The sequence below is a fragment of the Pseudomonas sp. EA_65y_Pfl1_P113 genome (assembly GCF_963970525.1).
GTDB lineage: Bacteria > Pseudomonadota > Gammaproteobacteria > Pseudomonadales > Pseudomonadaceae > Aquipseudomonas > Aquipseudomonas tritici.
In genome coordinates, this window is record NZ_CAXAQM010000168.1 from 1 (window position 1) to 707 (window position 707).

Sequence of the window (707 nt, forward strand, 5' to 3'; positions counted from 1 at the left end):
CGTACCCTTCGAGCAGGTCGAGCACCGGGTCGGGCACCGAGTCGGGCCGCGTGCCGACGGCGAGGCCGACGACCTGCGGGTGGTCCAGGGCGGCGTCGTAGAGTTGGCGCAGGCGGGCGACGGGGGCGTGGGTGTTGGTGGCCGCCTGGAAGTAAGCGAGGAAGCGACTGGCGCCGTGGCGGCGGCCGAGGACGTCGACGCCGCGCTGCGTCCGAAGTCGCTCGACGATTTCGTCGGGCAGAAGGCTGCGCGCGAGAATCTGCGGATCTTCATTACGGCTGCGCGGGCGCGGGGCGATGCGCTCGACCATGTGCTGTTCTTCGGGCCCCCCGGCCTTGGCAAGACGACGCTGGCGCAGATCGTCGCGCGCGAAATGGGCGTTGGCTTCCGCGCCACCTCGGGGCCGGTGATCGCCAAATCGGGTGATCTCGCCGCCCTGCTCACCAATCTCGAAGATGGCGACGTGTTCTTCATCGACGAGATCCACCGGCTGCAACCGGCGGTCGAGGAAGTGCTGTATCCCGCAATGGAGGACCGCGCGCTCGATCTGATGATCGGCGAGGGGCCAAGCGCGCGCAGCGTGCGGATCGATTTGCCGCGCTTCACGCTGATCGGCGCAACCACGCGGCAGGGTTTGCTGACGACCCCCTTGCGCGATCGCTTCGGCATTCCGGTGCGGCTGTCTTTCTATACGGTCGAGGAATTGA

The 707-nt window shown here is 67.9% G+C and carries 1 protein-coding gene and 1 pseudogene; one reads left to right on the plus strand and one right to left on the minus strand.

Translation table 11 applies throughout. The features are described 5' to 3' along the window. Positions 1–310, minus strand: a pseudogene (locus tag AACY52_RS28930) (hypothetical protein); the annotation flags it as partial. On the opposite strand from AACY52_RS28930, the gene ruvB reads away from it, so the two are divergent. After that, positions 206–707: Holliday junction branch migration DNA helicase RuvB (ruvB, locus tag AACY52_RS28935; protein ID WP_339561161.1), on the plus strand; the 502-nt coding region annotated here is incomplete at its 3' end. The pseudogene AACY52_RS28930 and the gene ruvB overlap by 105 nt on opposite strands.